Origin of the sequence: Streptococcus sp. FSL E2-3488, assembly GCF_038003585.1 — a bacterium.
Classification (GTDB): domain Bacteria; phylum Bacillota; class Bacilli; order Lactobacillales; family Streptococcaceae; genus Streptococcus; species Streptococcus thermophilus.
The window spans coordinates 1,109,969-1,135,224 of record NZ_JBBOPL010000001.1 but is presented as its reverse complement, the minus strand read 5'-3'; the positions used below and the strand labels follow the sequence as shown (position 1 = coordinate 1,135,224).

The 25,256-nt window shown below is 37.5% G+C and carries 31 protein-coding genes and 3 pseudogenes; 29 read left to right on the top strand and 5 right to left on the bottom strand.

What is annotated here, in order from left to right; translation table 11 throughout:
• Positions 1-957 carry an ABC transporter permease gene (locus MHH90_RS05880; protein WP_011681056.1) on the top strand — a complete coding sequence of 319 codons (957 nt, stop codon included), beginning with the start codon at positions 1-3 and terminating at the stop codon, positions 955-957.
• Between the two features lie 103 nt (positions 958-1,060).
• On the opposite strand, the gene MHH90_RS05875 is transcribed toward MHH90_RS05880, so the two are convergent.
• Entirely contained in the window at positions 1,061-1,696 is a 636-nt protein-coding gene (locus MHH90_RS05875; RefSeq protein ID WP_011681057.1) for an MBL fold metallo-hydrolase, read from the bottom strand.
• Positions 1,697-1,790: 94 nt separating this feature from the next.
• On the opposite strand from MHH90_RS05875, the gene MHH90_RS05870 reads away from it, so the two are divergent.
• From MHH90_RS05870 to MHH90_RS05850, 5 genes are all read left to right on the top strand, one after another.
• On the top strand, positions 1,791-4,277 hold the full coding sequence (locus MHH90_RS05870; RefSeq protein WP_014608206.1) for a bifunctional DnaQ family exonuclease/ATP-dependent helicase: 2,487 nt from the start codon (positions 1,791-1,793) through the stop codon (positions 4,275-4,277).
• 144 nt (positions 4,278-4,421) lie between these two features.
• Positions 4,422-4,904, top strand: coding sequence for a cell wall elongation regulator TseB-like domain-containing protein (locus tag MHH90_RS05865; protein ID WP_011681058.1), 483 nt, complete (start codon positions 4,422-4,424; stop codon positions 4,902-4,904).
• 4 nt (positions 4,905-4,908) lie between these two features.
• Positions 4,909-6,090 carry a pyridoxal phosphate-dependent aminotransferase gene (locus tag MHH90_RS05860; protein WP_004197254.1) on the top strand — a complete coding sequence of 394 codons (1,182 nt, stop codon included), beginning with the start codon at positions 4,909-4,911 and terminating at the stop codon, positions 6,088-6,090.
• A gap of 36 nt (positions 6,091-6,126) precedes the next feature.
• A complete protein-coding gene (asnS, locus tag MHH90_RS05855) occupies positions 6,127-7,473 on the top strand; it encodes an asparagine--tRNA ligase (protein ID WP_167401480.1) in 1,347 nt (448 codons plus the stop codon).
• Between the two features lie 24 nt (positions 7,474-7,497).
• Complete coding sequence (locus MHH90_RS05850) at positions 7,498-7,905, top strand: hypothetical protein (protein ID WP_167401481.1); 408 nt, start codon at positions 7,498-7,500, stop codon at positions 7,903-7,905.
• A 70-nt stretch (positions 7,906-7,975) separates the two neighbouring features.
• Here MHH90_RS05850 and MHH90_RS05845 read toward each other — a convergent pair.
• A pseudogene (locus tag MHH90_RS05845) lies at positions 7,976-8,660 on the bottom strand (ISL3 family transposase); the annotation flags it as partial.
• Positions 8,642-8,779: a hypothetical protein gene (locus MHH90_RS10250; RefSeq protein WP_002948564.1), complete on the bottom strand. Its 138-nt coding sequence runs from the start codon at positions 8,777-8,779 to the stop codon at positions 8,642-8,644. The pseudogene MHH90_RS05845 and the gene MHH90_RS10250, both read right to left, overlap by 19 nt.
• A 207-nt stretch (positions 8,780-8,986) precedes the next feature.
• On the opposite strand from MHH90_RS10250, the gene MHH90_RS05840 reads away from it, so the two are divergent.
• The 13 genes and pseudogenes from MHH90_RS05840 to MHH90_RS05780 all read left to right on the top strand — a co-directional run bounded on the left by MHH90_RS05840 (position 8,987) and on the right by MHH90_RS05780 (position 18,202).
• Positions 8,987-9,367 (top strand): RidA family protein, encoded by a 381-nt coding sequence (locus tag MHH90_RS05840; protein WP_002950526.1) that lies wholly within the window; start codon positions 8,987-8,989, stop codon positions 9,365-9,367.
• Positions 9,368-9,541: 174 nt separating this feature from the next.
• On the top strand, positions 9,542-10,195 hold the full coding sequence (gene queC / locus MHH90_RS05835) for a 7-cyano-7-deazaguanine synthase QueC (RefSeq protein ID WP_014608212.1): 654 nt from the start codon (positions 9,542-9,544) through the stop codon (positions 10,193-10,195).
• The gene (queD, locus tag MHH90_RS05830) at positions 10,195-10,638 is read left to right on the top strand and encodes a 6-carboxytetrahydropterin synthase QueD (RefSeq protein WP_014608213.1); all 444 of its coding nucleotides are present in this window, start codon (positions 10,195-10,197) and stop codon (positions 10,636-10,638) included. Before queC ends, queD begins: the two co-directional genes overlap by 1 nt.
• A complete protein-coding gene (queE, locus tag MHH90_RS05825; protein ID WP_023909581.1) occupies positions 10,631-11,347 on the top strand; it encodes a 7-carboxy-7-deazaguanine synthase QueE in 717 nt (238 codons plus the stop codon). Before queD ends, queE begins: the two co-directional genes overlap by 8 nt.
• A 119-nt stretch (positions 11,348-11,466) precedes the next feature.
• On the top strand, positions 11,467-11,958 hold the full coding sequence (gene queF, locus MHH90_RS05820) for a preQ(1) synthase (RefSeq protein ID WP_002946191.1): 492 nt from the start codon (positions 11,467-11,469) through the stop codon (positions 11,956-11,958).
• An 819-nt stretch (positions 11,959-12,777) separates the two neighbouring features.
• On the top strand, positions 12,778-12,966 hold the full coding sequence (locus tag MHH90_RS05815; RefSeq protein WP_014621465.1) for a CAP domain-containing protein: 189 nt from the start codon (positions 12,778-12,780) through the stop codon (positions 12,964-12,966).
• A 204-nt stretch (positions 12,967-13,170) separates the two neighbouring features.
• Positions 13,171-13,941 (top strand): DUF1003 domain-containing protein, encoded by a 771-nt coding sequence (locus tag MHH90_RS05810; RefSeq protein WP_084828750.1) that lies wholly within the window; start codon positions 13,171-13,173, stop codon positions 13,939-13,941.
• The gene (gene rapZ, locus MHH90_RS05805; RefSeq protein WP_084828751.1) at positions 13,922-14,812 is read left to right on the top strand and encodes an RNase adapter RapZ; all 891 of its coding nucleotides are present in this window, start codon (positions 13,922-13,924) and stop codon (positions 14,810-14,812) included. Before MHH90_RS05810 ends, rapZ begins: the two co-directional genes overlap by 20 nt.
• Positions 14,809-15,783 carry a YvcK family protein gene (locus MHH90_RS05800; protein WP_084828752.1) on the top strand — a complete coding sequence of 325 codons (975 nt, stop codon included), beginning with the start codon at positions 14,809-14,811 and terminating at the stop codon, positions 15,781-15,783. Before rapZ ends, MHH90_RS05800 begins: the two co-directional genes overlap by 4 nt.
• Entirely contained in the window at positions 15,780-16,691 is a 912-nt protein-coding gene (gene whiA / locus MHH90_RS05795; protein WP_340725835.1) for a DNA-binding protein WhiA, read from the top strand. The genes MHH90_RS05800 and whiA overlap by 4 nt, the downstream gene beginning before the upstream one ends.
• A 17-nt stretch (positions 16,692-16,708) precedes the next feature.
• Positions 16,709-17,696: pseudogene (locus tag MHH90_RS05790) on the top strand (C69 family dipeptidase); the annotation flags it as partial.
• Positions 17,653-17,871: a bacteriocin gene (locus MHH90_RS05785; RefSeq protein WP_080998416.1), complete on the top strand. Its 219-nt coding sequence runs from the start codon at positions 17,653-17,655 to the stop codon at positions 17,869-17,871. The pseudogene MHH90_RS05790 and the gene MHH90_RS05785, both read left to right, overlap by 44 nt.
• 130 nt (positions 17,872-18,001) lie before the next feature.
• Positions 18,002-18,202: a cold-shock protein gene (locus MHH90_RS05780; RefSeq protein WP_002944716.1), complete on the top strand. Its 201-nt coding sequence runs from the start codon at positions 18,002-18,004 to the stop codon at positions 18,200-18,202.
• Positions 18,203-18,254: 52 nt separating this feature from the next.
• Here the strand turns inward: MHH90_RS05780 and MHH90_RS05775 are convergent.
• Positions 18,255-19,504: pseudogene (locus MHH90_RS05775) on the bottom strand (ISL3 family transposase).
• Between the two features lie 381 nt (positions 19,505-19,885).
• On the opposite strand from MHH90_RS05775, the gene MHH90_RS05770 reads away from it, so the two are divergent.
• The 10 genes from MHH90_RS05770 to MHH90_RS05725 all read left to right on the top strand — a co-directional run bounded on the left by MHH90_RS05770 (position 19,886) and on the right by MHH90_RS05725 (position 24,230).
• The gene (locus tag MHH90_RS05770) at positions 19,886-20,074 is read left to right on the top strand and encodes a hypothetical protein (RefSeq protein WP_003045882.1); all 189 of its coding nucleotides are present in this window, start codon (positions 19,886-19,888) and stop codon (positions 20,072-20,074) included.
• A gap of 38 nt (positions 20,075-20,112) precedes the next feature.
• Positions 20,113-20,607: a hypothetical protein gene (locus tag MHH90_RS05765; protein ID WP_003045884.1), complete on the top strand. Its 495-nt coding sequence runs from the start codon at positions 20,113-20,115 to the stop codon at positions 20,605-20,607.
• 100 nt (positions 20,608-20,707) lie between these two features.
• Positions 20,708-20,896 (top strand): hypothetical protein, encoded by a 189-nt coding sequence (locus tag MHH90_RS05760; RefSeq protein ID WP_003045888.1) that lies wholly within the window; start codon positions 20,708-20,710, stop codon positions 20,894-20,896.
• A complete protein-coding gene (locus MHH90_RS05755) occupies positions 20,883-22,376 on the top strand; it encodes a primase C-terminal domain-containing protein (RefSeq protein ID WP_003045889.1) in 1,494 nt (497 codons plus the stop codon). The genes MHH90_RS05760 and MHH90_RS05755 overlap by 14 nt, the downstream gene beginning before the upstream one ends.
• Before the next feature lie 113 nt (positions 22,377-22,489).
• Positions 22,490-22,663 carry a hypothetical protein gene (locus MHH90_RS05750; protein ID WP_003045891.1) on the top strand — a complete coding sequence of 58 codons (174 nt, stop codon included), beginning with the start codon at positions 22,490-22,492 and terminating at the stop codon, positions 22,661-22,663.
• Positions 22,664-22,867 (top strand): hypothetical protein, encoded by a 204-nt coding sequence (locus MHH90_RS05745; RefSeq protein WP_003045893.1) that lies wholly within the window; start codon positions 22,664-22,666, stop codon positions 22,865-22,867.
• A 25-nt stretch (positions 22,868-22,892) separates the two neighbouring features.
• The gene (locus tag MHH90_RS05740; RefSeq protein WP_003045896.1) at positions 22,893-23,303 is read left to right on the top strand and encodes a hypothetical protein; all 411 of its coding nucleotides are present in this window, start codon (positions 22,893-22,895) and stop codon (positions 23,301-23,303) included.
• Positions 23,303-23,767: a hypothetical protein gene (locus MHH90_RS05735; protein ID WP_003045900.1), complete on the top strand. Its 465-nt coding sequence runs from the start codon at positions 23,303-23,305 to the stop codon at positions 23,765-23,767. Before MHH90_RS05740 ends, MHH90_RS05735 begins: the two co-directional genes overlap by 1 nt.
• A complete protein-coding gene (locus MHH90_RS05730; RefSeq protein WP_003045901.1) occupies positions 23,742-23,972 on the top strand; it encodes a hypothetical protein in 231 nt (76 codons plus the stop codon). The genes MHH90_RS05735 and MHH90_RS05730 overlap by 26 nt, the downstream gene beginning before the upstream one ends.
• 9 nt (positions 23,973-23,981) lie before the next feature.
• A complete protein-coding gene (locus MHH90_RS05725) occupies positions 23,982-24,230 on the top strand; it encodes a hypothetical protein (RefSeq protein WP_003045903.1) in 249 nt (82 codons plus the stop codon).
• Here MHH90_RS05725 and MHH90_RS05720 read toward each other — a convergent pair.
• A complete protein-coding gene (locus MHH90_RS05720) occupies positions 24,223-25,179 on the bottom strand; it encodes a hypothetical protein (protein ID WP_003045905.1) in 957 nt (318 codons plus the stop codon). The genes MHH90_RS05725 and MHH90_RS05720 overlap by 8 nt on opposite strands.
• Between the last annotated feature and the right edge of the window lie 77 nt (positions 25,180-25,256).

The following is a 25,256-nucleotide window of genomic DNA, read 5'->3' as shown; positions in this document are numbered from 1 at the left end:
ATGGACTTTATTACAATCTTATCCTTAATTGTTGCCTCTATGCTGAAATATTCAGCACCGCTGATTTTCACGAGTATCGGTGGTACTTTCTCTGAACGAGGGGGTATCGTAAACGTCGGACTTGAAGGAATCATGGTTATTGGGGCCTTCGTAGGTGTTCTCTTTAACTTAAATTTTGCGGATAGTTTTGGCAATGCAACACCTTGGATTGCGGCCTTGGTAGCAGGATTTATTGGGCTTCTTTATTCCTTGCTCCATGCTGCTGCGACAGTTAACTTTCGTGCGGACCATGTTGTCTCAGGTACAGTCTTGGACCTGATTGCACCGCCTTTGGCTGTCTTCTTGACACGTGTTATTTACGGTGCAGGTCAAACACCAGCTATCAGTCATAACTTTAAAACCGTTTCCTTCCCTATCTTGAGTAACATTCCTGTCTTGGGTAAGATTTTCTTTACTAATGTTTCTTTGATTGCTTATGTAGCCATTTTAGTTTCAGTAGTGTCATGGTGGATAATCTTCAAGACACGCTTTGGTTTGCGTCTTCGTTCAGTTGGTGAACACCCACAGGCTGCAGATACACTTGGGATTAACGTTTATCGTATGCGTTACTACGGTGTTATGATTTCTGGTTTCCTTGGTGGTGTCGGTGGTGCGGTTTACGCCCAATCGATTTCAAACAATTTTGCTGTTACCACTATTGCTGGTCCTGGTTTCATTGCTTTGGCCGCTATGATTTTTGGTCGTTGGAATCCAGTTGGAGCTATGCTCTCAAGTTTGTTCTTCGGTTTGTCACAATCATTGGCAATCATCGGAAAACAGTTACCTGTTATTTCACATGTACCAAACGTCTATTTGCAAATTGCACCGTATATTTTGACAATTATTGTTTTAGCTGCATTCTTCGGTAAATCCGTTGCACCTAAAGCAGATGGTGTTAACTATATCAAATCTAAATAGGAACTCAAAAGAGTTTCTGATGAGAAGGCCCTCAGGTCTTCTTTTTTGTACTCAAAAAGCCCAACTTTGCCAAAATGAGAACAGCAGTGATGGGCTTTTCTTTTTATGAAAAATGTGGGTTAAAGATTTTTTCGTGACCGATAGTTGTGTCCCATCCGTGGCCTGGAAAAACACGATAGTGGTTAGGAAGAGTGAAAAGTTGATCTTGAATGCTAGAAAGTAACTGGTCGTGATTACCTGTAGGAAGGTCCCATCGCCCAACTGCTTCTTTAAAAAGGGCATCACCAGAAAAAACAGTTTCTTCTTTTTCAAAGATAAAGGAAACTCCACCGATAGAATGTCCAGGAGTTGGAACAACTTTAAACTGGAAGTTGCTGATGTTATAGTCCTTGATAAAATCAAAGTAGTAGTCAGCAGGATTGACAATAACATCCTCCATATCATCATGACGTGGAAGACCAGACAAATTATGGACGGGATTCATTAACCAGTCTTTCTCGGCTTCTGCGACATAGACAGGCGGGTGGTTATAAGCTTGACGGACAGCTTCAACGCTCATAATGTGGTCATAGTGCGTGTGGGTCAAGAGGATGGCAGCAACAGGTTTAGCAATTGCCTCGAGTTTAGCTAAGATACTTGAAGTGTTGCTTCCTGGATCAATGACTAAGCTGGCTGATTCGTTTTCTAAAATATAGGTGTTTTCCTGGGCAACAGGATTTAAAATTCGTTTTATTTTCATAGCTCTAGTTTAGCACGAATTCAGGCTTTTTCCAATATCAGAATGATGGCTTTGTCTTTTTTTGGTGTCCTGGATATGCTATAATAAGGTCGTTATGAGTGAAAAAAGCACGAATAAATATGCCATTGTTGATTTGGAAGCTACATCGGCTTCATCAACGGCTTGTATAATACAGGTGGGAATTGTTATCATGCAAAATGGTAGGGTAATTGACGAATTTGCGAGTGACGTTAACCCCCACCAAAAACTTGATAATCATATTGTTCACTTAACAGGAATTACTGATCAACAGTTGTCTCAGGCACCGGATTTCTCAGAAATTGCTAGAACCATTTTTGAACTGATTGAGGATTGTATTTTTGTTGCCCATAATGTAAAATTTGATGCAAACTTGCTTGCAGAGGCACTTTTTATGGAGGGCTTCGAACTAAGGACGCCTCGTGTTGATACAGTCGAATTAGCTCAGGTCTTTTATCCGACGCTAGAACAATATAATCTTTCTTATTTATCACGAGTCTTAAATCTTGACTTAGCTCAAGCTCATACGGCGATTGAAGATGCGAGAGCTACAGGGAAGCTTTTGCTTCATTTGATGGATAAGATTGCTAGCTTACCTAGACAGACCATTGATATGCTTTTGACATTTTCTGATAATTTGCTTTTTGAGTCTGAATTGGTTATTCGTGATGCCATAAAAGGTAAAACTAACAGCCTTTCAAAGGAATATATCATGCTTGAGGAATCTGGTATCGTACTTCGTAGACCTTTGACTTACATGTCGGAACGTAAGCTTTCTCAAGATTTTGAAACTAATATTGCTCTCTTAGGTTTAGAATCAAGAGCTAAACAAGAGGAATTTGCGAAGACAGTGAGGAGGGAATTTGACAATATTGATATTTCAATGATCCAAGCTCAAACTGGAATCGGGAAAACCTATGGCTACCTGATCCCTTTGTTAGCACAAGCCGATGTCGATAAAGTAGTAGTAGCTGTTCCAACAAAGCTTCTTCAAAATCAGATTATGAGTCAGGAGGCCAAGGCCTTAGCAGAAGTCTTTAACATTAACTTTCATAGTCTAAAAGGACCACAGAACTACATCAAATTAGATGCCTTTTACCAGACCTTGTTTCGTCAGGATAGTAACCGCTTGATTAATCGTTATAAAATGCAACTTTTAGTTTGGTTGACTGAAACCGAAACTGGTGATCTTGACGAAATTAAACAGAAACAACGCTACATGGCTTATTTTGATGAAATCAAACATGATGGTAAGCTAAAGGCAGATAGTCTTTTTGTAGAGTACGATTTTTGGAAGCAGTCTTGTCAAAAAAGTCAAGAAGCTAGAGTGGTTGTAACCAATCATGCTTATCTATTGACACGTATGGAAGATGACCATGATTTTGTTCGAGGAAAGACTCTTGTGATTGATGAAGGACAAAAGATGGTTCTGGCTTTGGAACAGTTTTCACGTTATCAAGTCAATCTTACTACTCTTTTGCAACATATTCATCGTATTCTTGATAGCGGTAATCAGACTTTGTTACAACAGCGTTTGCTTGAAAATTTGCAGTTTGAAGTGAGACATTTAATTCAAGAGCATCAACAATTCCCTCAGAAGCAGTATAATCGGCAGCAATTAAATCGTTTGCTTCAAACCATTTCTGAACTTGAAGGTGAGAGTGATGTGATGGAGATGGTGTCATCATTGAACACACAGCATTACAGTCAATTTTGGCTTGAAACAGACTATTATCAGGAACATCGCGTTACATATTTAAATGCTTCACGTCAGGAGCTATTGAAATTATCTGATTATCTCCCAAGTGCTCAAAAAGTGATAATCGTTTCAGCAACAATTGATATTGGTCCAGATGTCGATGTAGCTGATTTATTAGGACTAAGTCAGGTACGTAAAGTAAGCCTTCCAATGGATGCTTTACGAAATCAATCTATCTGGATTGATCAAACCATGCCTATGATTGGCGTTTCTTCTGAAGAAGAATATGGAGAAGCGATTGCAAAGCGACTCCAGAAACTATCTGCAATGGGATATCCTATTTTTGTATTATTTACATCTCGAAAGAGTATGATAGCTGTTTCTGATTTGTTAGATCATAGGGAAGTTCATCACTTGACTCAAGAGAAAAATGGGACAGCCTTTAACATCAAAAAACGTTTCGATAGAGGTGAGACTAATCTCTTACTTGGTATGGGATCGTTCTGGGAGGGTGCTGATTTTGCTCAACAAGATAAGGTTATCGAGATTATCACACGTCTTCCTTTTGACAATCCTAAAGATCCTTTCTATCAAAAAATAGAGTCTTTGTTCTCTAAGCAAGGAAAAAGTACTTTTGATAGTTACAGTCTCCCGATGATGGTTTTACGTTTCAAACAGGCTATTGGACGTGCCCAAAGAAGACCAGAACAGCGATCAGCTATTCTTTTAATGGATAATCGTCCCCTAGTTAAGAGCTATGGAAAACTGTTCATAAAGGAAGTATCACAAGAAGTCACCCTTAGACATGCACCATTTAAGCAGATAAAAGAGGACATTCAAGAATTCTTAGAAAAAGAGTGTTAATTTTTTAGTCAAAGATTTTCTAAGACGACAGAGTTTCTACGCATTTCCTGAGTCATAAAAAGATAGTTATTACTAGTGATATAGCTATATAAAGATTTCTCTTTTTCTGATATAATAAACTCAGAAACTTTTTTAGGAGGCATTATGCGTAAACATCGACAACCGTGGACAAAAAAGCAACAGCTTATTTTTGGAATGATTGTTCTCGTTGTGACTGTAATTCTATCCATTACAGCAATGCTAGTTGTTGCGGTAAAGCCCTATGTCGATGCTGAGAAGCAAGTGATTGCCATAGCTAAGACCAAAGCAGATATTCATACTGTTTCTGAATTTAATATCTACAACGGTAAGGCTACCTATTATGGCCTTCTTGGACAGTCAAGTAAGGGTGAAAAATTAGCTCTTATCGTCAATGAGGATTCAGGTGTGGTCGATATCTATAAGCAATCTGATGGTATAAGTAAGTCAGTGGCTAAAAAAGCAGCTAAAGCCTATGGTGCCAAGGACATAGCCTATGTACACCTAGGAAAATATGGCAAAACTCCTATTTGGGAAGTGAAGTCAGGGACTCGGTATTACCTGGTTGATTTTATCTCAGGTCAGGTTATTAAAGTAGAAGGACTATAATGAAATGACAAAATTATCAAATCGTGTATTACAAATGGAAGAAAGTGTTACTTTAGCTGCCAGTGCGCGTGCTAAAGCTCTTAAAGCTAAGGGACGTGATATCTTGAGTTTAACACTTGGTGAGCCAGATTTTGTTACACCTAAGAATATTCAAGATGCTGCGATTGCATCTATTGAAAATGGGAAAGCAAGTTTTTATACCGTGGCTTCTGGGCTTCCAGAACTCAAAGATGCTGTTAGCACTTATATGGAAAATTTCTATGGCTATACTGTGAAACATAGCGAGATTGTTGTTGGCACAGGTGCTAAGTTTATCTTGTATGCCTTCTTTGCTACGGTTATCAATCCTGGTGATGAAGTCATTATTCCAACACCTTGCTGGGTTTCTTACGTAGACCAAGTTAAAATGGTTGAAGGTGTTCCAGTTACTTTTCAAACGACTGAAGCAAATCACTTTAAAGCTACAGTTGAGCAACTTGAAGCAGCTCGTACTGAAAAAACCAAGGTTGTCTTGCTTAATTCTCCATCAAATCCAACCGGAATGATTTATAGTAAAGAAGAATTGCAATCAATTGGCGACTGGGCAGTTGAGCATGATATTTTGATTTTAGCCGATGACATTTATGGTCGATTGGTCTACAATGGCAATACTTTCACACCAATTTCAAGCTTGTCAGATGCTATTCGTAAGCAAACAATTGTTATTAATGGCGTTTCTAAGACATATGCAATGACAGGATGGCGTGTGGGATTTGCTGTCGGAGAACCAGAAATTATCTCAGGAATGGCGAAGATTATCAGTCAAACGACATCAAATCTTACGTCAGTTTCTCAATACGCTGCTATTGAAGCTTTAACCGGTGATCAGTCTTCTATCGAAGAGATGCGTAAAGCCTTTGAAGAACGTTTGAATACGATTTATCCACTCTTGGCTGAAGTACCTGGATTTGAAGTTATCAAACCTCAAGGTGCCTTTTACCTTTTTCCTAATGTAAAAAAAGCTATGGAAATCAAAGGCTATACAGATGTCAATGATTTTACCAATGCCATCCTTGAAGAGGCAGAGGTGGCTTTAGTGACAGGTGCGGGATTTGGTGCTCCTGAAAATATTCGTCTTAGCTACGCTACAGATTTGGATATTCTGAAAGAGGCTGTTCGTCGTATCAAAGCTTTTATGGAAAAATAAATATAATATAGTTTAAAAGAAAAGAGAAGTAATTACATGTCTAGACAATTAGTTTCAATTATTGATGTACCTAAACACATCGGTGAAGAAATCACTATCGGAGCTTGGGTTGCTAACAAATCAGGAAAAGGTAAAATTGCTTTCTTGCAATTGCGTGATGGAACAGCCTTTTTCCAAGGGGTTGCTTTCAAACCAAACTTTATCGAAAAATTTGGTGAAGAAGAAGGTCTTGAAAAATTTGATACTATCAAACACATTAGCCAAGAAACATCTATCTACGTAACTGGGATGGTCAAAGAAGATGAACGTTCAAAATTTGGTTATGAATTGGATATTACTGATATCGAAGTTATCGGTGAGTCTCAAAACTACCCAATTACTCCAAAAGAACACGGTACTGACTTTTTGATGGATAATCGTCACCTCTGGTTGCGTTCACGTAAGCAAATGGCTATCCAACAAATTCGTAATGCCATTATCTATGCAACTTATGATTTCTTTGATAAAAATGGCTTCATCAAATTTGATAGTCCTATCTTGTCTAGTAATGCTGCTGAAGATTCAACAGAATTGTTTGAGACAGACTACTTTGGTACACCTGCTTTCTTGAGCCAATCTGGTCAGCTTTATCTTGAGGCTGGTGCTATGGCTCTTGGTCGTGTCTTCGACTTTGGTCCTGTTTTCCGTGCTGAAAAATCAAAAACACGTCGTCACTTGACTGAGTTTTGGATGATGGATGCTGAGTATTCATTCTTGTCACATGATGAGTCTCTTGACTTGCAAGAAGCATATGTCAAAGCTCTTATCCAAGGTGCTATTGATCGTGCACCACAAGCTCTTGAAATTCTTGAACGTGACGTAGATCTTCTTAAGAAATACATTGCTGAGCCATTCAAACGTGTATCTTATGATGAAGCAATTGATCTTCTTCAAGCCCATGAAAATGATGAAGATACAGATTACGAGCACCTCGAACATGGGGATGACTTCGGTTCACCGCACGAAACTTGGATTTCAAACTATTTTGGTGTTCCAACATTCGTCGTTAATTACCCAGCAAGCTTTAAGGCCTTCTACATGAAACCTGTTCCTGGTAATCCAGAGCGCGTTCTTTGTGCAGACCTTTTGGCTCCAGAAGGTTATGGTGAAATCATTGGTGGTTCAATGCGTGAAGATGATTACGATGCCCTTGTAGCAAAAATGGAAGAACTCGGAATGGATCGTTCAGAATACGAATTCTACCTTGACCTTCGTAAATATGGTTCGGTACCACACGGTGGTTTTGGTATCGGTATTGAACGTATGGTTACTTTCGTAGCTGGCACAAAACACATCCGTGAAGCTATTCCATTCCCACGTATGTTGCACCGTATCAAACCATAAGTCACTTTCTAGGAGTGCAAGTGTATGAAAAGATGGTCACTCGGCTTGTCAGCTTTACTTTGTTTGGTTTTAATGGCTGCTTGTAGCAAATCTACTCCCTCTTTACAAGGAGAGTGGAAAGCTCAGGATGCTCTTAAAAAAGATTATAAGATCATTTTTAAGAAAGATAAAGTAACGATTGGTGAGCAGGATTATAACTGCATAGTAGATGGTCCTAAGTCTAAAGATAACTATACCTATTATTCTCTTAAAGTAAAAGATCAGGGAAAAGAAACATCTTATACAGTCTTCTTTCCGACGAAATCTAAAGAGATTGCTCTCTTTTTAGAACCTAGTGATGCCAAAGAACCTTTTAAAGGACAAATGCTCTTCGCACTCAATAAAAAGAAAAAACCAGACTACTATGACTATGTCAAAAAGTATATGAAATAATAAGAGAAGTATTAGTCTGGAGATAATTCTGGCTCTTTGTCAACTGTAGTGGGTGACGAAAAGCTAACATCTAGAGAGGACCGGATAGGTTTTCTCTTTTTGTATGTTCAGAGTGATGAAGACACGTTTCTTAAAGTTGATGAAGTTTCTAAAACCAAAGCCCAACCGTTTGATGTCTTTGATCAACTTATTAGTAGCTTCCAGTTTTGCGTTTGAATAGTCTGTTTCTAGTGCATTTTGGATGTATTGCTTGTGTCTAAGAAAAGTCTCCTAAAGACAGTTTGAAAGTAATGATTGACGACGTTTAAGTTTTCTTGAATGAGCTCAAAAAACTCATCTACTCTTTTTTTCTGATAGTGAAAAAGTAAAAGCTGATAAAGTTTGTAGGCATTAGCGATCTCTTCTGAAAAGACCAATGTCTTCTCAATGATTTCATGTGGTACCAAAGTTTGTCTGAAGGTCTTTGAATGGAAGGAGTTGAGAGATAGCTTACGACTGTCCTTTTGAAAAAGTCGCCAGTGATTTTTTAAATCTCAATAAGGTAGTGAATTCTTATTAAACTGGTTCATAATGGCAATTCTTGTCTTTAAAAAGGCACGTCCAAGGTGCTGGATAATGTGAAATCGATCAGGAACGATTTTGGCGTTAGGAAAGAGTTTGCGAGCCAGTGGAATATAAGCTCCAGACATATCCATCGTGATAAATTGTACCTGTTGTCGGATTTCCAATGGATACTTCAAAAAGTAGTTTCGTATACAGGATAATCCAGTTTTGCTTGAACCTCGATATGAGTATCCGTTTCAAAAACAAGAGAAATAATGATGTTAGGGTCTTTAATTCCGATTAATTCTGTGGTATTCTTAATAAGCCTCATGAGTTCTTCCTAATGATGGTTTGGTTGCTTTTCATTATAGTTCTTATGGGACTTTTTGTGTACACTCAAAAAGATCTATAATCCCTACAGTAGTTTTACCCACTACAGAAATTATAGAGCCGTAATTCTTTTCTTTTTGAAAATATATGTTTCAATTTTCTGAATATTTTGCTATAATGATAACATACTAGTCAAAGGAGAACTATCATGGCAAAAACTATTCATACTGATAAAGCACCGGCAGCGATTGGACCTTATGTTCAAGGTAAAATCGTAGGAAATCTTTTATTTGCTTCTGGTCAAGTACCATTGTCACCAGAAACAGGTGAAATCATTGGTGAAACCATTCAAGAACAGACAGAACAAGTCCTTAAAAATGTTGGTGCTATTTTGGCGGAAGCTGGAACAGACTTTGACCATGTTGTCAAAACAACTTGTTTCCTTAGCGATATCAATGATTTTGTTCCTTTTAATGAGGTTTATGCGACTGCATTTAAAGCTGACTTCCCTGCACGTTCTGCGGTAGAAGTAGCACGCCTGCCGAAAGATGTTAAAATTGAAGTCGAAGTTATTGCTGAGATTGACTAAGGAAGAGAGCCTAGGTTCTTTTCTTTTTTTCTTAACTATGATACACTGTTAAAGATAAATCATTTTCGATGTTTGGGAGACACCATCGCTAAAAAAAACCATTACTGGCGTTTTTTGGGCTCTTCCAAGGAGCCTTTTTATGTGTCCCAGACATCACGAATAAAGAGGAATATTATGAAACGTCAATCAGCTTTGATCGTCTTTAGTGGCGGTCAAGATTCTACTACTTGCCTATTTTGGGCTCTAAAACATTATGAAATAGTTGAATTAGTTACTTTTGCTTACGGGCAACGTCATAGCTTGGAAATTGAAGTAGCTAAAGAGATTGCGCAAGAGCAAGGGCTAAAGCACCATGTTTTGGATATGTCTTTGCTTGGTCAAATTACTGAAAATGCCTTAACATCTGATATTGACATTGAGGCAGAAGAAGGTGAAGTTCCTAATACTTTTGTAGATGGGCGTAATCATCTCTTCCTTTCTTTTGCAGCTGTTCTAGCCAAGCAACGTGGTATCACTGACATTGTTACGGGTGTTTGTGAGACAGACTTTTCTGGTTATCCAGACTGTCGTGATGTTTTTGTCAAATCACTTAATGTCACACTCAACCTTGCTATGGCCTATGACTTTGTTATTCAGACTCCTCTTATGTGGTTAGATAAGGCTGAGACTTGGGCTTTGGCTGACCAACTTGGAGCTTTTGACTACGTTCGTGAAAAAACGCTGACTTGCTATAACGGTATTATAGGGACAGGATGTGGTGATTGCCCTGCCTGCCACTTGCGTCAAAAAGGTCTTGAAAAATATCTTGCAGAAAAAGGAGATGCTTAATGTTTTTTGCACCGAAAGAAATCAAGACTGAAACGGGTGAGTCACTAGTGTATAATCTTCACCGTACAATGGTGTCTAAAGAGTTTACTTTTGATGCTGCCCACCATCTCTTTAATTATGAGGGAAAGTGTAAGTCCCTTCATGGCCATACTTATCACCTTCAGATTGCAGTAAGTGGTTACTTGGATGAGCGTGGTATGACTTATGATTTTGGTGACCTTAAGAATATTTACAAAAATCATTTGGAACCTTATCTGGATCACCGTTATCTCAATGAGTCTTTGCCTTATATGAACACGACTGCAGAAAATATGGTTTTCTGGATATTCCAGACGACTAGTGAATATCTTTCGGAGGAGCGTGAACTTCGTTTGGAGTATGTACGGCTATATGAGACACCGACAGCTTTTGCGGAGTTTAGACGGGAGTGGTTAGATGACTAGAGAACGAGTACTAAAATTACCAGTCCTTGAAATTTTTGGGCCGACCTTTCAAGGTGAAGGTAGAGCTATTGGGCAAAAGACCATGTTTGTAAGAACTGCAGGATGTGATTATCACTGTGATTGGTGTGATTCTGCTTTCACTTGGGATGGTTCAGAAAAACCAACACGAATGACAGCTGATGAAGTTATTGAAGCTCTAGATGCTCTTGGAACTTATGACTATGTAACCTTATCTGGAGGGAATCCAGCTCTTTTAGCGGCTAATATGGCTGAGCTTGTTTCAAAACTCAAGGCAAGAGACGTGACCTTGGCTGTTGAAACACAAGGGTCTCGTTGGCAGGAGTGGCTAAGGGAGATTGATCAAGTAACCTTAAGTCCTAAACCACCATCATCTAAGATGGAAGTCAATATGGAGACACTTGATTTTATTGTTTCCCAGCTGGATCCTGATAAGCTTACTTTTAAGGTCCCTGTCTTTGATGATGCTGATTTGGCCTTTGCTAAGATGATTCAAGAGCGGTATCAACCAGATGTTATGTTTCTCTCAGCTGGTAATCCAGAACCTAAAGCAGAAGGAAACATTGTCCAACATCAATTAGATCGCCTCAAAGAGCTCTGGGAGACAATAGCCGCAGATGACTCGTGGGGAAATGTTCGTGTTCTCCCTCAGCTTCATACACTACTCTATGATAATGAACGTGGTGTCTAATCTTCAATAATTTAGATTAGAATTGAAAATATTATTGTTTTTTAAGTAAAATATATAGAATATTAAAGTGTAAATTGACCATATTATGGTCCAACAAATTAATAATAAAGGAAGAAAAAATGTCACAACAAGAAGAAATGAAAAATCTCACTCTCCTTGGGAGTAAGGAGACACCTTACATTTTTGAATACTCTCCACAAGTTTTGGAATCTTTTGATAATCGTCATGCTGATAATGATTATTTTATCAAATTTAACTGTCCAGAATTTACGTCACTTTGTCCTATTACTGGGCAACCAGATTTCGCTAGCATCTATATCTCTTATATTCCAGACCAGCTTTGTGTGGAGTCTAAATCTCTAAAGCTTTATCTCTTTAGCTATCGTAACCATGGTGATTTTCACGAAAACTGTATTAATACCATTGGTAAAGATTTAGTGGAGCTTTTGAACCCTCGTTACCTTGAGGTTTGGGGTAAATTTACTCCTCGTGGTGGTATTTCAATTGACCCCTATTACAACTATGGTCGTCCAAAAACAAAATATGAAAATATGGCCGAGCAACGTCTTTTTAATCATGATCTATATCCTGAAAACATTGATAATCGTTAATCTAATGATGAAAGTCCTTATGAGAATAATGGACTTTTTTCTTGTCAAAAAATAGATTAGGTGGTACCGGAAGTAAAGACCCTTTTAACATTATATTGGTTGGATATTAGAAACTTCTATTGTCAAATAGTTTGATAATAGAAGTTTTATTTCTTACAATAAAGTTGTAAATCAAATTATAAGCGATTGCTTGTAAAGCTGATAGTTATTATGGTCGTGGATATTCTTAAAACTATACTTATAATCCATAGTATAATAAATATTATTCAGGGTATAACTACTATGGATATAAAGGTTACTATCCGAACTATAACTATGATTATGGTTATAACAATTATAACGAATCAAGTACATATCGATATACTTGTACTACATCTTAAGTGAAGTAGCTACTATGTGAACTATAACGGTCGCTGGGTTCGTGGTGACAACTATAATAACAATAATGATGTTCTAACAATACACTAATGATTGGTTATGAGATTTTGAAAAAACGCTCCTCACTACCGTTATGAAAATGATATTCACTACTATTTGAAAGATAATGTCGATTATTACTATTATTCAAATGGTAAGTAAGTACTTTTAAAGATTCAAGCACGGATTCTGAAGCTCGAACAACCTCAGAAACAGCTTCAACAGCCGATTCAACTTTAACGCTTTTAAGGGAATTGCTTGGGCACGTGACTATTTATTATAACTAATCTCAAGAGCGGTGTTGACGACAAATAATATAGTGATGTTGAATTTAGATATGTTAAATTTATTTACCATGTAGAACCAACTGGAAATTCTGACTATATTGACTTTGATTCAGCGATGGCTGTATTTAACGAAATTAATACACAACGTAAAGCAGCAGGTTTGCCAGAACTTACATGGTCTGATGATCTTTACAATAGTACAACTCTTCTACATGCCAAAAATATTTCACACAGATATAACAGTGATGGTATTGTTTATCGTCGTGAATCTGATGCTTCAGTGGTATTTGTGACCTTCTCATGAGTCCAGATGTTACCCAAGCAGCAGTCGCTTGCGTTGTCGCTGGTGATGCTACTTACTACTGGACCTTAAACTACCAATAATAAGATTTTAAATATTGTCCCAATATAGGAGGAGCACGAGATTAGTCTTGGATTCTTTTACTTTATTAATTGAACGTTTGAGTCTTCAATGTGGTATAATAAAGCCTAGAAAGAAGGCGAAACTATGAAGGTAAAAAGAGTTCAAGATTATATCTCTAAAGATTGGTTCGACGAGACAGATGGTTCTTATTTTGAACGACTTAATAGTCGTTTACAGGTCCTTCTAAGAAAAGACTACCCTGATTTAAAAGGGGATGACTTTATAAGTAATATCAGTCTTTTAGATTATAGGTTAGTTTTTCTCGACGAGGTTATCGCAAATGCTAATGAGAAAAATAAGCATGTGCGTGAAACAGTTCATGATGTGACCAAGGGTTTGCTATACGAAGATAAGGATGTCCAGGAACAATTGGATAGTCGAATTACTTTTGGCCAAAAGGTGGCGGATGAAGTGGCCAGATTTGGTGGATCTTGGATTTTCATCTTGTCATTCATTGCTTTTATGGGGATTTGGATGGGGCTGAATGTCGTCCAACCCTTTGGTATTGCCTTTGACAAGTACCCATTTATTCTGTTGAATCTCGCCTTATCTACACTGGCTGCAGCTCAGGCACCTCTGATTATGATGAGTCAGAATCGAGCATCGGATTATGATCGATTGCAAGCACGAAATGACTATCACGTCAATAAACAATCAAAGGAAGAAATCCGACTTTTACATGAAAAGATTGATCACTTGGTGCAACAAGACCAATCAGATTTGCTTACTATTCAAAAATTGCAGACAGAAATGCTAATGGCAGTTAGTCAACAAGTTGAGAAGATATCAGATGATATTCGTATTTTGAAAGTAATGAGGCTAGAAAGGGGTACTCATGAAAACAAAGATAATTAATTTAGTTGTTGTTACAGGGATGAGTGGTGCAGGTAAGACTGTAGCAATTCAATCGTTTGAGGACATTGGTTATTTTACTATTGATAATATTCCACCTTCATTGGTGCCAAAGGTTATTGAGTTGTTGAAACACAGTGAAGAGACAGATAAGATTGCTCTTGTTGTAGACATGCGTAGTCGTGTTTTCTTTGACGAAATTAACGATATTCTAGATCAGTTGGAAAGCAATGAGGAACTCAATTTCAAAATTCTTTTCTTAGATGCTACTGATGGTGAATTAGTTTCACGTTATAAAGAGACGCGTCGTAGTCATCCACTAGCGGCAGATGGACGTGTTTTGGATGGAATTAAGCTAGAGCGTGAACTTTTATCGCCACTTAAGAGTTTGAGTCAAAACGTGGTGGATACAACTAAACTAACTCCACGTCAGCTTCGTAAGGCAATTTCTGAACAATTTTCATCTAAGCAAGACCAACCTTCTTTCCGTATTGAAGTTTTGAGTTTTGGATTTAAATATGGATTGCCATTGGATGCAGATTTGGTATTTGATGTCCGTTTCTTGCCAAATCCATATTATGATCCTACTCTTCGTAACCTCACTGGCTTGGACAAAGAAGTTTATGATTTTGTTATGACTCATAAGGAATCAGAGGAATTTTACAAGAATTTAAATCATCTCATTAAACCAATTCTTCCAGGCTATCAAAAAGAAGGTAAATCTGTTCTTACCATTGCTGTTGGATGTACAGGTGGTCAACACCGTAGTGTAGCTTTTGCGCATCGTCTAGCTCAAGATTTGAAAAATGATTGGACGGTAAATGAAACACATCGTGATAAGGATAGACGTAAGGAGACGGTGAATCGTTCATGAAAAAACCAAGAATTACAGTAATAGGTGGGGGAACTGGTATTCCAGTTATTCTTCGTAGTTTGCGTCATAAAGATGTTGATATCACCGCTGTTGTAACTGTGGCTGATGATGGCGGTTCTTCAGGAAATTTGCGTAATATTATGAAACTAACTCCTCCAGGGGATTTGCGTAATGTTTTGGTTGCTATGAGTGATATGCCTAAACTTTATGAACGCGTTTTCCAATATCGTTTTGATCAAACTGATGGAGCTTTAGCTGGTCACCCACTTGGAAATCTGATTATCGCTGGAATCTCAGAAATGCAAGGGTCTACCTATAATGCTATGCAGCTTTTAACGAAGTTTTTCCATGTTACAGGTAAGATTTATCCTGCCAGCGAGACTGCTCTAACTCTTCATGCCGTCTTTCAAGATGGACATGAGGTGGCAGGTGAGAGTAGCATTTCCCAATACGAGGGCATGATTGAGCGTGTCTATGTGACTAACGCCTACAATGAAGATGTTCCGAAGGCTAGTCGTAAGGTTGTTGATGCCATTATGAATAGTGATATGATTGTACTAGGACCTGGCTCACTTTATACATCAATTTTGCCAAATCTGGTTATACCTGAGATTCGTCAGGCGCTTATAGAGACCAAGGCTGATGTCACTTACATTTGTAATATTATGACTCAGTACGGAGAAACGGAGCACTTCTCAGATGCTGACCATGTGGCCGTTCTCAATCGTCATCTTGGCTCTGATGTTATCGATAATGTTTTGGTTAACGTTAAGAAGGTTCCTCAGGAATACATGGCTAGTAATGAATTTGATGAATACCTTGTTCAGGTTGAGCATGATTTTGAGGGCTTACGTCGTGAAGCAAAAACAATTGTTTCTTCTAATTTTCTGCGACTTGAGAACGGAGGTGCCTTCCACCATGGCGATTTGGTAGTGGAAGAGCTTATGCATCTAGTGAGGAAGAAGTCATGAGTTTCACGATTAAGGTTAAAGAAGAGATAATTGCAGCCTCGAGTAAAGATATAGCGGAATTGTCAGCATTGATTAAGATGTCTGGTTCCGTTGGTTTAACGAATCATGGACTGACTCTCTCGATTTCGACAGAGAATGCAAAAATTGCTCGTCATATCTACCAGTTGATAGAAAATCGCTACCGTTGCAATCCTGAATTGAGGCATTATAACAAGACTAATCTCAAGAAAAATCGTGTTTACACTGTCTTTGTTGCTGAGAATGTCAATGATATTTTGTCTGATTTACAATTAGCAGATTCTTTCTTTGGCTTTGAAACAGGTATTGAAACGTCAATAATGGAAGATGACGATGCTGGAAGGTCCTATTTACGAGGTGCTTTTTTGGCAACTGGAACGGTACGTGATCCTGAAAAAGGACGTTATCAATTGGAAATTTTCTCTGTTTATCAGGACCACGCAGAAGATTTAGCCTCTCTTATGAAAAAATTTATGCTTGATGCAAAGGTTTTACAACATAAAAATGGATTTGTGACTTATCTTCAAAAAGCAGAAGATATTATGGATTTTCTCATTGTTATTGGTGCCATGACCTCTAAGGAGATTTTTGAAGAGGTCAAAATCATGAGGGAGACCAGAAATGACCTCAATCGTGCTAATAATGCTGAGACAGCGAATATTGCTAGGACAATTAGTGCTAGCATGAAAACAATAAATAACATTATCAAGATTATGGATACGGTTGGCTTGGAGATTTTACCAGTTGAACTGCGTCAAATTGCCCAACTTCGTATTGCTAATCCAGATTATTCTATCCAGCAAATCGCAGATAGTATAGAACCTCCTCTAACCAAGAGTGGTGTCAACCATCGTCTCAGAAAAATAAATAAGATAGCAGACGATTTGTAAGTAGAAATGAAGCTTTTATGGCTTGTACAACAATTTTAGTAGGTAAGAAAGCTTCATATGATGGCTCTACCATGATTGCACGTACTGAAGATTCTCAATCAGGCGTTTTTACGCCCAAAGAAGTTCCTAGTAATAACCCCTGAAGACCAACCACGTCATTATCAGTCTGTGCTTACCAAGTTTTCAATTGATTTGCCAGATAGTCCTTTACGATATACCTCTGTACCAGATGCGCTTGGTAAAGACGGTATCTGGGGAGGGGCTGGTATTAACTCAGCTAATGTTGCCATGAGTGCAACAGAGACAATCACCACTAATGCGCGTGTTCTCGGTGCAGACCCTCTTGTAAAAGATGGCTTTGGAGAAGAGGATATGCTGACTTTGGTCTTGCCTTATATTAAAACTGCGCGTGAAGGCGTCCTTCGCTTGGGTGAACTCCTTGAAACTTATGGCCCATATGAGTCAAATGGTATTGCCTTTGCAGATACTGAGGAAATTTGGTGGTTGAAAACAATTGGTGGTCACAATTGGATTGCCAGACGTGTTCCAGATGATGCCTATGTTACAAACCCAAACCAACTTGGTATCGATCATTATGAATTTGAAAATCCAGACGACTATCTTGCCTCACCAGACATTAGAGACTTCATTAATAAACATCACTTGGATTTGACTTATTCTAATGAACACTTTAATCCACGTTATGCTTTTGGTAGCCAACGAGATAAGGATCATCATTATAATACACCACGTGCTCGGGCAATGTAGAAATTTTTGAATCCAGAAAAGGACTATGATCCAAAATCATTCTTTATTCCATGGTGCCAAAAACCTTACCGCAAAATTACAGTTGAAGATGTTAAATACGTTTTGAGTCTTCATTATCAAGATACGCCTTATGATCCTTATGGACCTCAAGGAGACGCTATGAGTCTACGCCAATTCCGTCCAATAGGTATTAATCGTACAAGTCAAACGGCACTTTTGCAAATGTGTCCTAACAAAATCTAATGGGGAACAAGCAACAGTCGTTTCTGGAGATATTAATCTCTATAAGTATGCACTAATTGTTGAATTAGAAAACCATGATGTCAGGGTGGTTGATAGAGAAACCCTAACACTTGCTAAAGCAAATCCTCATGAAAATCTGGGTAATCACAAGAAAATCAATAAGTTTTAAATAGACCAATTTGACTTTGGTAAGAATAGGTGTTACTATTAAGAGGTAGGTTTTGTCTCGAGTTTAAATGTTTTAGGAATGCACTTTTTCGCAAAATAGAATTTACAGATGATGCGAAAGGATGTATTACATGAATAAAGGAACAATAAATTGGTTTAACGCTGACAAAGGCTATGGTTTTATTATGGCAGATGATATGCAAGATGTGTTTGCTTATCTAATATCTATTCAGGGAAATGATTTTAAAAAATACGATGAAGGTCAAAAGGTTACTTTTGATATCAAAATGACGTCTCGTGGTCGTTATGATTCAAACGTACATAAAAGATAAATGAGTTAAAGCGGCTCTTTGTCAACTGTAGTGGGTGACGAAAAGCTAACATCTAGAGAGGACCGGATAGGTCCTCTTTTTATGTATGTTCAGTGTGATGAAGACACGTTTCTTAAAGTTGATGAAGTTTCTAAAACCGAAGCCCAAGCGTTTAATGTCTTTAATTAACTTATTAGTCGCTTCAAGTTTTGCGTTTGAATAGTCTGTTTCTAGTGCATTTTGGATGTATTGCTTGTGTCTAAGAAAAGTCCTAAAGACCGTTTGAAAATAGTGATTGACCTTGCTTCTATTTTCCTCTATCAGGTCAAAGAACTCACCTACTCTCTTCTCCTGAAAGTGAAAAAGCAAAAGCTGATAAAGTGTATAGTAGTCAGTAAGCTCTTTTGAAAAGACTAGTGTCTTCTTAACAACTTCATGTGGTGCTAAAGTTTGGCGGAAAGTCTTTGAATAGAAAGAGTTGAGAGATAACTTACAGCTGTCCTTTTGGAAGAGTCGCCAGTGATTTTTCAAGGCTCGATAGGGTAGTGACTTCTTATCGAACTGGTTCATAATTGCAATTCTAGTCTTTAAAAAGGCACGTCCAAGGTGCTGGATGATGTGGAAACGATCAAGAACGATTTTTGCGTTTGGAAAGAGCTTGCGAGCCAGTGGAATATAAGCTCCAGACATATCCATCGTGATAAACTGTACCTGTTGCCGGACTTTCAATGGATACTTCAAAAAGTAGTTTCGTATAGTAGTTTGGCGGCGATTATCAAGGATGGTTATGAGTTGGTTTGTCTCATAATTCTGCGCCACAAAAGCCAATTCCCCTTTCTTGAACCCAAACTCATCCCAGGACATAACAGCAGGGAGTTTGTCATAATGTTCCTTGAAAGTGAACTGATCAAGCTTACGATAGACAGTGGACGTCGACACGCGAAGTCTTCTTGCAATATCAGTTAGTGACACCTTCTCAGTTAGAAGCTGTGTAACTTTTTGTCGGACTAGATTGGAGATTTGGCAGTTTTTCTCAACGATAGATGTCTCAGCTACCGTGACTCTTCTACAACTTTTACACTGGAAACGACGTTTTTTCAGACGTAGTAGAGTTGGCGTTCCCGCTTGCTCGAGAAGAGGGATTTTAGAAGGCTTTTGAAAGTCGTACTTGATCATCTTTCCATGGCAGTGAGGACATGATGGTGCAGGGTAATCGAGTTTTGCTTGAATCTCGATATGAGTATCAGTTTCAAAAACAAGTGAAATCTTGATATTTTGGTCTTTAATTCCGATTAATTCTGTGGTATTCTTAATAGGTCTCATAAGTTCTTCCTAATGGTAGTTTTGTCACTTTTCATTATAGTTCTTATGGGACTTTTAGTGTACACTCAAAAAGCTCTATAATCTCTACAGTAGTTTTACCCACTACAGAAATTATAGAGCCGTTAAAGCATGGGGTGTCCTTTGCTTTTTTATTTATTGCTATTGCAAAAACGAATTAAAATGTTATACTGAGTGAGGGAAAGATTAGTTACTTTCCCTACAGTTCATAAAATCCATGTCACTACGATATGGATTTTATTAATCAGAGTAAGTGGTAAGAGTTTTTAGAAATAGAAAATAATCCTGTATTTATGAGGAGAACGGAGAAATCTGTTCTCCTTTTTGTTCGCTTAAAATTTCATAAAGAAGGGAGTCTTTACCATGAAGGGATTGGAAATAGTGATGGATATTGAGACTTTAGAAGTCTATGAAGTCATTGATCACGATCAAGAAGTGAGTTCAGAATCAACTGAGGAAGAAAAAGAATTAGTCTTTGATAATCATAGTGGTATTGTTAAAGTTTATCAGTTGGATCTATTTGAAGAAATGAACTTACTTAATACATCTTGAATAGTTTAGTTAATGTATAACATAGCTAGGAGGACATGATGGTTAGGAATGAGTTTTATGATCAATTAATCAATAGTGAACCATTAGGTTTTATTGATCCTCTGAGTGATCTAGGAGAGTTCGATTCTATTCAGATGAAGTTCTGTGAACCTGTTAGGAATTTGAAAAACAAATATTCAGGTAAACCTTACAGTTTAAACTGGCAGAACAAAATAGAACAGATGAGAGCACTGTATATTCAGTATCAGAAAAGCTTGATATTGGAAGATCAGGAACAAGGTGTTCACAACAGAGTTAGGAATAAAGAATCTAAAGAGCATGTTAATGAGATTGTTACAACTTATCTAAAGCTTGGATTCAGGTTCAAAGAGATTGAAGCTAGGATTTCACTATTTAATACACGCTTACGAAGTAACTGGAAAAGAAGTGACTACGTTACAACAATAAGCCCTGAATTTTATTTGAAGAGAGACTTACAGGATGGTTACAGCGTTCCGAATACGACTCTTCCCAGAAGTATGAAAATTAACTAAAGTAGAAGCTTTAAAATGGCACTTGACGTTGATTATGAGGCGTATCTTTCTGGTCTTGAACAGTCAAAGGAAACAAAGTTGCTGTCAGAGGAATTATTAAATGGATACCAAATCTAAAAAGATAAGAGAGCTTCACAAAAGACTTCCAATTACTGATGGAGGGATTCTCGTAGATGAATTTGGTCAATATAAAGACATGGCTGTAATGCTAGGTCTAGAACTAACTGAATTCAAGGGAAAATTAGCTTATAAAATCGTTAATAGTAAGGAAACAGATGAACTTAACTAACATTTACAGTTTGATTCTAAAAGATGGTTTAAGAAACTATAAATTTAAGAATAGTCACTTAAAACCAGTTTCTTCAGTTGAAGAAGGAAATCGAGGAGCAATCTTTGGATATCGTACAAAAGAAAAAATGATAAAAGCACGTGGCGTTGTTTTGACATCGATGGAATCTATTTCTGAGAATGAGGATAGTTTCACTCACTGGACACCAAATGTTTACCGTTTTGGTAGTTACAGCGATCCCAAACGTCAAATTACACGTGGACACTCTGAAGATAATTTGAGACAAATTAATACATTCTATATTGATTTTGACATCACATCTTCAGCTGAAGAGATGACTTCTGGAGATATTTTAACCGCTGCTATTGATTTAGGATTCATGCCTACATTGATTTTAAAATCTGATAAGGGGTATCAAGCTTATTTTGTACTGGATAAAGCAGCATATGTGACAACTCATTCACAGTTCAAAGTAGTAAAAGTGGCCAAGGCAATCTCTCAAAATTTACGTAACTATTTTGGCCAAACATTGCCAGTTGATATGACGTGTAACCACCTTGGTATTGCACGTATGCCACGAGCGAACAATGTAGAGTTCTTTCATGCTGACTATACTTATTCATTCCAGGAATGGCTAGATTGGTCTATGAAACAGTCTGATCTACCGTTTCCAAGTAAGAAACCTAATTTAACGGTTATTGCTGGTTCTGAAGGCGTTAAACAGGTAGATGAACCCTGGTATGGTTTACTGCTGAAAGAAGCCAATATTAGAGGAGCTAAAGCATTGATGGGAAGAAACAATGTACTCTTTACTTTGGCACTGGCTAACTTTTCAAGTGGTGTCTCTAAGAGCGATTGTGAGGCTGTTTTAGCTGATTTCAATGAGCACTTGGCCGAACCACTCTCTCAGGACGAGTTCCTAAAAGTCGTTGGCTCAGCTTATTCAGGGAAATATGAAGCTGCTAGTCGAGATTACATCAAATTACTATGCAAAGCTTGGGTCAATGAGAATCTGAAGGGCTCAGATTTGTTTATCAAGCAACGCTGGTATAAATTTAAGAAGAAACGTGCAGATCGTAAGCATAGCCACCTACATGAGTGGAAAGCTGATATTATGGCTTATTTAGAAGGTTTTTATCAGTCTGAGGATCCTTTTGTTCAGACGACTAAAAAAGCTATTAGGGAAGAGTTAAATATCCCTGAACGTTCATTAGATAAAGTTCTGAAGGCTCTTAAAGCTGATCGTAAGATTTTCTTTGCGGTTAAAGCTGGACGTGGTGGTGGGATTAGATTAGCTTCTGTTAAAGCTATTGTTCTTTCCCTTATTCAGGTGAAAAAAGAGCGTCAGGAGGCTTATTTTGCAAACATTGCTACTTTCTTTGAAGAGAGTATAGGATTCACCAAAAGGGTGATAGAAGGGGTTAAAAATGGGCTTAAACAAGCAAGACAACTATCTCTATTTGAGGCTGACATTGGATAATTGATAAAACCCGCAAACTGCCATTACATTTATATCTACGATAATGAGAGCAGGTTTGAAAAGGGGTAAAAACTAATATGAAACTGTAGTTAAATAATTGATAGGAGAATTTTATGTGGACGTGGATTATTGTAGTTAGTTTAGTTATATCTATATTCTGTTTGGCATTATTTCTATTAGGATGGCTTATCAGTAGTCATCAGATTAGATATGCAGAAGGTTATGATATGGAATTTGAAAATGATTATAGGGCAATTGTAGATCAAACTAGAAAGGGAGAAGAATAGATGGGATACGTTATTTTTAGTTTTGAAGATGGAGATTATCTCTATGACAACAAGGGAAATTTATTAGTCTTTGAGAGTAGAGGATTAGCTTGTCAGTACATGCAGGTGCATTATCATATTCCTTTACCAGTTCAGAAGACTAAGAAAGTTATTCACTATCCCAATTATTACCAGGCACCGTTTAAAGTTCATAGAGTTTGTTAAGAAATGGATAACGAGGAGGAAGAAAATGGATAATATCAAGGTGTTACGTGGCTATTATCTTACTGGTTTAGGTCAGGAACCATTAGCTTATTATTTTAAGATTACAGATGATTTTCCTGAGTTTGAGGTAGTGAAAGCTGGAGACATTGCTTTGACCTTTTATCAAAATGGAGATGCTATTACAAGCATACCTGCGTTGATTAGAGTAGATGCTGTTATTGAGGGAGAAAAACAGGTTTTAGAATTTCTTAAAAGTGAAAAGAAGGACCATTTTCCTATGCTGCCACTTGTTTCTCTGTATGAACAGTTCGATCCGTTACAATTTAGTACCATGATGACTGTTTTTGATAACTTAAAATCAGAGATCAAGCGTTTGGCCAAAGTGAACTATGTTCAAGGAGACTTATTCGATTTTATGCAAGGAGGTGAAGGATAGTGGCTAATAGATTTGAATGGGCTAAAATGATTTTTGGCACGATAGCAGCAGTCAGTTTGCTATTTTTCACAGTTATTGGTGTACAGACAGTTTGGACTAGGTACGTTGTCAAAGACTATGATAGACACCTTACGGAACAAGTTTATGTGGATGCTGTGATCAATCAGAATGCTAATTTAGTCTTTTATAGACATGGCTGCCCTTATTGTCAAGCAGGCAAAAAAGCCGTTATCACAACGGCTGAAAAAAGTGCTTATCCAACGTTTTATATTAACGTGGAGTCTGAAGAAGGACAAGTTCTTGTGAAGAAATACCAGGTTAAAAAAGCAGCGTCCCTTGTCACGATAAGAGACGGCCAATATCAGCTCTATCTCTATGCTGTTAAGGATAAGCAGGGGAAGATTACAGCTGACGAGAAGACCATTGAGGAGGCACTAGATGACTCAAAAAACGAAGCTCAGTAAGTGGACAGAAACGGCTTTTCAATTTGATGATGAATTGTGGCGTGCGAAAACAACCGAAGGAATGGTTATCTTAGGCAAACTTTCTGATGATATTTTTACCTTGTTGCGTTTCAATGATGAAGGGGGAAAGCTGACACATATTTCAGAAAGTGAAGCCTTGTGGCTAACGCTGGAGCTGGCTCCAGAAAAGATGGATTGTATTTAGGAGGACAAAATGGAACAAAAATATTATTTGGTTTTGGCGGAAGTCAGTATTTTTCAAACTGTTTGGCTTATTCCTAGGGAAGATGGAAGTATTGGGTGGACAGATGAAATAAAACAAGCTAAACCCTTTTTATCCTATGAGGAAGCCAAAAATAAGACTGAAGCACATATGCAATCAGTCTTTGAATTTATAGCTTCATATAAAATAATAGAGTTTTCTATAGAGGAGTTAGATGATTTTCTTATTGCAACTAGCTAAAGACAAGATAATCTAAAATATCAATTGGGCTAACGTTTGGGTTTATAAATTTTCTGTTTGGATGTTTTATAAAACTTCCAAAAAAGAACACTTTTAAAGGCTCACCATCTTTAGCTGCACGTTTTAATATCTTTATCTTATAACCTACTCCATGATGTTGAGACTTGGTTTCATTGATGATTATTGTTGGACGGTTATTGACGTTATCAATTGAGCAGACATGATGAAATCTAATTAAAAAATAACTATTATCAGGGTTATCTTTATCCAAATGATAATCTACTGTGGCGGTATCATAGTAGATGTGAACATCCTCCAAGTTAATTCCTCTTTTGGTAGCTTCTGCTAGATTGACGAAGTACCTTTCCAGTTGAATTTCTTGTTTATTTTTAGAGTAAAATGTGAATTTTTCGCCTGATTGGTATTCTAAAAAATAGCGTATAAGGGCAGTAAGTTGTTTGATATGACTCCGAAAAGTTTTGGTATCAGCGGTAGAAGATGAATGAGAGTGTCGATGTGCAACCTCAGTATCACTTGTTTCAGATGAAGGGGTATTTTCATTCTTTTGTCTAGGCTTAGTGACAATAGCTAGTGACCCTTTAACAAGATCTAGATCGATAATGAGTTTGTTTTTCTCACGAGAAAACGAACCGTGGTTTTCTGTTGTTACCTCTTGTTCTCTTTGATGGTAATGTTCAATCATGCGTTGACAATAATTAGAATCATGTTTTTGATTACGTGCTCCAGGAGTAAAATAAGGTGTTTTGTTAAAGTCTGGATTGTTGAAGTTTGCTAAGGTCAATTTGAAGGAACATTTTTCACCACATTGAAACTGTTTGGCATCAGTCAAACGATGAGATGACCCAACTGGAGTACGAGAAAAATCGTAGGCCTCCTTAGCAGATAAATCAGTTTTTAACTCAAGGCTATAAGCAGATGGAAAACTCATATATTTATACCTCTCAATGATAATTTCTTATCTTTATTTTAACATTTATTATCTAAAATCAGAAAGGACGTGTCACT